This is a genomic window from Paraburkholderia sp. J63, from assembly GCF_905220245.1.
GTDB lineage: Bacteria > Pseudomonadota > Gammaproteobacteria > Burkholderiales > Burkholderiaceae > Paraburkholderia.
Genome location: NZ_CAJMZF010000099.1, coordinates 1 through 5542 on the forward strand (window position 1 = coordinate 1; position 5542 = coordinate 5542).

The 5542-nt window shown below is 66.9% G+C and carries 5 protein-coding genes; all 5 read left to right on the top strand.

Going from position 1 to position 5542, the window contains the following annotated elements; translation table 11 throughout:
- The coding region (locus U5775_RS38420; protein WP_322063355.1) for an SDR family oxidoreductase at nucleotides 1-528 on the top strand (528 nt) is incomplete at its 5' end.
- Nucleotides 521-2179: a thiamine pyrophosphate-binding protein gene (locus U5775_RS38425; protein ID WP_322063356.1), complete on the top strand. Its 1659-nt coding sequence runs from the start codon at nucleotides 521-523 to the stop codon at nucleotides 2177-2179. The genes U5775_RS38420 and U5775_RS38425, both read left to right, overlap by 8 nt.
- Nucleotides 2172-3005, top strand: a complete 834-nt coding sequence (locus U5775_RS38430; RefSeq protein WP_322063357.1) for an aspartate dehydrogenase — start codon at nucleotides 2172-2174, stop codon at nucleotides 3003-3005. The genes U5775_RS38425 and U5775_RS38430 overlap by 8 nt, the downstream gene beginning before the upstream one ends.
- A gap of 94 nt (nucleotides 3006-3099) precedes the next feature.
- On the top strand, nucleotides 3100-4593 hold the full coding sequence (locus U5775_RS38435) for an aldehyde dehydrogenase (RefSeq protein ID WP_322063358.1): 1494 nt from the start codon (nucleotides 3100-3102) through the stop codon (nucleotides 4591-4593).
- A gap of 23 nt (nucleotides 4594-4616) precedes the next feature.
- Nucleotides 4617-5542: VOC family protein (locus U5775_RS38440; protein ID WP_322063359.1), on the top strand; the 926-nt coding region annotated here is incomplete at its 3' end.

Here is a 5542-nt window from a genome sequence, read left to right on the forward strand (position 1 = left end):
TCGACCTTCGCCAATACCACCGACGAAGCGTGGCGCGAAGAGCTGGACCTCAAGTATTTCAGCATCATCCGCCCGACGCGCGCGTTTCTGCCGATGCTGCGCAACGCGGCAAACGAGGGCAACGGCGCGGGCAATGCCGCGATCGTCTGCGTGAACTCGCTGCTCGCCTTGCAGCCCGAGCCGCACATGGTGGCGACCTCGTCGGCGCGCGCGGGCGTGCTGAGCCTCATCAAGTCGCTCGCGGTGGAACTCGCGCCCGAGCACATTCGCGTGAACTCGATCCTGATCGGCATCGTGGAGTCGGGCCAGTGGCGCCGCCGCTACGAAGCCGACAACGAAGCGCAGGCCGCGGGCCAGAGCTGGGAAGACTGGACGCGCGAGCTCGCACGCAAGAAGCACATTCCGCTCGGCCGCTTCGGCCGCCCCGAAGAAGCCGCACAGGCGCTGTTTTATCTGGCCACGTCCCTGTCGTCCTATACGACGGGCAGTCATATCGATGTATCTGGAGGCGTTGCACGTCATGTCTAATCAAACCACCGTCGGCGAACTGATCGCCGCCTTCCTCGAACAATGCGGAGTCCAAACCGCTTTCGGCGTGATCTCGATTCATAACATGCCGATTCTCGACGCCATCGGCTGTCGCGGCAAGATCCGCTACGTGGGCGCGCGCGGCGAAGCGGGCGCGGTCAACATGGCGGACGGGCTCGCGCGCGTCTCGGGCGGCCTTGGCGTAGCGTTCACGAGCACGGGCACGGCGGCGGGCAACGCAGCGGGCGCGATGGTCGAAGCCCTCACGGCCGGCACCGCGCTGCTGCACATCACCGGCCAGATCGAAACCGAATACCTCGATCAGGACCTCGCCTATATTCACGAGGCGCCGGACCAGCTCTCGATGCTCCAGTCGATCTCGAAGGCCGCGTTCCGCGTGCGCTCGGTCGAAACGGCGCTGCCGACGATCCGCGAAGCCGTGCGTATCGCGCAAACCGCGCCGAGCGGCCCGGTGAGCGTCGAGATTCCCATCGACATTCAGGCCGCGCTGACCGACTGGCCCGTCGACCTCGCCGCCCCGCATCTCACGACGCTCACGCACGACGAAGCGCGCGTGGAGCAACTGGCGAACGAACTCGCGAAGGCGAAACGCCCGCTGCTGTGGCTCGGCGGCGGCACGCGCCATGCGCGCGCGGCGGTGGAGCGTCTCGTGGCGCTCGGCTTCGGCGTGGTGACGAGCGTGCAGGGCCGCGGCGTGCTGCCCGAAGATCATCCGGCCACGCTGGGCGCCTTCAACGTGAGCCCTTCGGTCGAGCGCTTCTACAAGACCTGCGATGCGATGCTCGTGGTGGGCTCGCGCCTGCGCGGCAACGAAACGCTCAAGTACAAGCTCGGTCTGCCGCAGCCGCTTTATCGCGTCGATGCCGACGCGCTCGCCGACAACCGTGGCTATCGCAACGCGCTGTTCGTGCACGGCGATGCGGCGCGCGTGCTCGACGCACTCGCGACGCGCCTCGAAAACCGCATCAAGGTCGATCCGCAATTCGCCGCCGATCTGGCCGAGGCGCGCGAGATCGCCGTGTCGGAAACGGCCAGGGGTCTCGGCCCGTACCGCCGCCTCGTGGAGTCGCTGCAGCGTGCCGTGGGCCGCGACTACAACTGGGTGCGCGACGTCACGATCTCGAACAGCACGTGGGGCAACCGCCTGCTGAAGATTTTCTCGCCGCGTGCGGGCGTGCATGCGCTCGGCGGCGGCATCGGCCAGGGCATGCAGATGGGGATCGGCGCGGCGCTCGCGAACGCGGCGGCCAAGACCGTGTGCCTCGTGGGCGACGGCGGCCTGATGGTCAACGTGGGCGAGCTCGCGACGGCCGTGCAGGAGAAGGCCAACGTGATGATCGTGCTGATGAACGACCAGTGCTACGGCGTGATCCGCAACATTCAGGACGCGCAGTATGGCGGCCGCCGCATGTTCGTCGATCTGCATCAGCCGGAGTTCTCGCAGTTCTGCGCGAGCCTCGGCCTCAAGCATTACCGCCTCTCGTCGCTCGACGACGCGGACCAGGTGATCAGCGAAGGCATGGCATTCGACGGCCCGGTGCTGCTCGAAGTGGACATGAAGTCGGTGGGCAGCTTCGAAACCACGTTCGCAGGGCCGCCGGTGCGCAAAGAGGAGCCACAACATGCGTAATGGTCACGGTGGCCATCTCGCCCACGCGCCCATCGACATCGCGATGATCGGCTTCGGCGCGATCGGGCAGACGGTGTATCGCGCGGTTGCGGCGGACCCGCTCGTGCACGTCTCGCACGTGATCGTGCCCGAGAGTCACGCCGCCGCCGTGCGCGAGCAGGTGGACGGCGCGGTGGAAGTGGTGTCGTCGGTGCAGGCGCTTTCGACCAGGCCGCAGTTCGCGCTCGAATGCGCGGGCCATGCGGCGCTCGTCGATCACGTTGTGCCGCTCTTGCAAAGCGGCACCGATTGCGCGGTGAACTCGATCGGCGCGCTTTCCGACGTCGACTTGCTCGAACGCCTCTCGCTCGCCGCCGATGAAGGCGGCGCCACGGTCACGCTGCTGTCCGGCGCGATCGGCGGTATCGACGCGCTCTCGGCCGCGAAGCTCGGCGGCCTCGACGAGGTGCTGTACACGGGCCGCAAGCCGCCGCTCGGCTGGCTCGATACGCCGGCGGAAAAGGTCTGCGATCTGCGCTCGCTCGCGCAAGAGCAGGTGATCTTCGAAGGCAGCGCGCGCGAAGCGGCGCGGCTCTTTCCGAAGAACGCGAACGTGGCGGCCACGATCGCGCTCGCGGGCCTCGGCCTCGACCAGACGAAGGTGCGTCTGATCGCCGACCCGGCTGTGGAGCGCAACGTGCACCGCATCGTCGCGCGCGGCGCTTTTGGCGAGATGTCGCTGGAGATGTGCGGCAAGCCGCTGCCCGACAACCCGAAGACCTCGGCGCTCACCGCGTACAGCGCGATTCGCGCGCTGCGCAACCGGGCCGCGCGCTGCGTGATCTGACGAAGCGATTTTTGCAGCGCTTGTTTGAAGCGATATCCGGCGGTGCAGTGCATATGCACCATACCGCCGGCACTGAATCAAAGAGACCTCTGACATGACTTCATTCGACCCGAGCCTCGTACCCAACGGCAACATCCTGGTTGGCGGCGAGTGGCGCCAGGGACGCGCCGCGCCTTTCGCGAGCCTTTATCCCGCCGACCAGTCGGTGAACATGGAGGTCTCGACGGCAAGCGCCGAAGACGCCAGCGAGGCGGTCGAGAAGGCGCACGCGGCATGGAAGCAGGGCGAGTGGGCCGGCATGAAGCCGCATCTGCGCGCGCTCGTGCTCTACCGCATCGCCGAGCTCATCATGCAGCGCCACGAAGCGCTCGCGCAGTTGCAGCGCCGCGACAACGGCAAGCCCATCGGCGAGACGCGCGTGCTGGTGGCGAGCGCCGCCAATACGTTCCGCTACTTCGCGGCCTGCCTCGAAACGCTCGACGACGAACTCACGCCCCCGCGCGGCGACTACCTCACGATGAGCGTGCACGAGCCGATTGGCGTGATCGCGGCCATCACGCCGTGGAATTCGCCGATCGCCTCGGACGCGCAGAAGCTCGCGCCCGCGCTCGCGGCCGGCAACGCCGTGGTGCTCAAGCCCGCCGAAGTCACGCCGCTCGTCTCGCTCGCGCTGGCGCGCATCTGCGAGGAAGCGGGCGTGCCCAAAGGCATCCTGAGCGTGCTGCCGGGCAAGGGCTCGGTGATCGGCGACGTGCTGGTGCGCCATCCGCTCGTGAAGAAGGTTTCGTTCACGGGCGGCACCGAAGTGGGTCGCGGCATCGCGCGCATCGCGGCGGAGAAGCTCATGCCCGTGTCGCTCGAACTGGGCGGCAAGTCGCCGACCATCGTGTTCGAAGACGCGGATCTCGATCACGCCGTGAACGGCGTGCTCTACGGCATCTTCAGCTCGTCGGGCGAGGCGTGCATCGCCGGATCGCGCCTGTTCGTGCAGCGCTCGATCTACGACGCGTTCATGAAGCGGCTCGTGGAAGGCGCGCGCAAGCTGCGCGTGGGCGACCCGTCCAGCGAGAATACGCAGATGGGTCCGCTCATTACCGCGAAGCATCGCGAGTCGGTCGAGCGCTACGTCGCGATCGGTCTGGAGGAAGGCGGGCGTCTGCTGTGCGGCGGCGAGCGGCCGGTGGGCGACGAGCGCGAAAACGGCTTCTTCTATCAGCCGACCATTCTCGAAGGACTCCAGAACAATGCGCGTATCTGCCAGGAAGAGATCTTCGGGCCGGTGCTGGTGGCCATGCCCTTCGACGACGAAGCCGCACTGATCGAAGAAGCGAACGACAGCGTGTTCGGCCTCGCCGCCGGCATCTGGACGCGCGACTACAAGCGCGCGTGGCGCGTCGCGCGCAAGCTCGAAGCGGGCACGGTCTGGATCAATACCTACAAGCTGTTCTCGATCTCCACGCCGTTCTCGGGCTGGAAGGAGAGCGGCATGGGCCGCGAGAAAGGGCGGCTCGGCATTCGCGAATATATGCAGCAGAAGAGCCTCTACTGGGGCTTGAACGACGCGCCGCTGCCCTGGGCCAACGCCTGAGCGCGCGCAACGGAGCAATGAACATGACGATACTCGGCATCGAACAGATTACTTACGGCGTGACCGACCTCGAAACCTGCCGGCGCTTTTTCGCCGACTGGGGCTTGAAGGAAACGTCGCACGACGAAACGCGCGCGCGTTTTGAAACGCTCAATGGCTGCACCGTGCTCGTGGCCGACGCGAACGACGCAACGCTGCCCGCCGCGTTCGAAGCGGGCCCGACGCTGCGCGAAGTGACGTGGGGCGTGGCCACGCTCGAAGAACTCGACGCATTGCGCGAGCGCCTGAGGGGCCAGCCGGGCTACTACAGCAACGCCGATGCGGTGGGCTGCTTCGACCCCGCCGGCATGGCGATTCGCGTGGAAGTCACGCGCAAGCGCGAGGTCGACGTGCAGGGTTCGCTCTCGAACGTGTGGGGCCAGACGCTGCGCGTGGATACGCCGTCGCCCATCTATGAGCGCGCGCAGCCCGTGGAAGTGGGACACGTGGTGTTCTTCACGAACTGCCTCGCGGAGCAGGAGAAGTTCTATCACGAGCTGCTGGGCTTCGAAACGTCGGATCGCTATCCGGACCGCGGCGCCTTCATGCGCTGCGCGCCGCACGGCGGCCATCACGACCTGTTCCTGCTCGCGCTGCCCGACGGCAAGAAGGGCCTCAATCACGTGGCGTTCACGGTGCGCGACATCCACGAGGTGTTTGGCGGCGGGCTGCATATCAGCCGTTGCGGCTGGACCACGCAGTTGGGTCCTGGCCGGCATCCGGTCTCCTCGGCGTACTTCTGGTACTTCAAGAATCCGGCGGGCGCGCTGATCGAGTATTACGCGGACGAAGACGTGCTCACGCCCGAGTGGCAGCCGCGCGAATTCGAGCCGGGTCCGACCGTGTTCGCGGAGTGGGCCATCGACGGCGGTATCGACGGCAATACGCGCCGCCAGAAGAACGCCGATGC

Coding starts and splice junctions, on each gene's coding strand:
- U5775_RS38425 (WP_322063356.1), top strand. CDS start 521: ATGTCTAATCAAACCACCGTCGGCGAACTGATCGCCGCCTTCCTCGAA.
- U5775_RS38430 (WP_322063357.1), top strand. CDS start 2,172: ATGCGTAATGGTCACGGTGGCCATCTCGCCCACGCGCCCATCGACATC.
- U5775_RS38435 (WP_322063358.1), top strand. CDS start 3,100: ATGACTTCATTCGACCCGAGCCTCGTACCCAACGGCAACATCCTGGTT.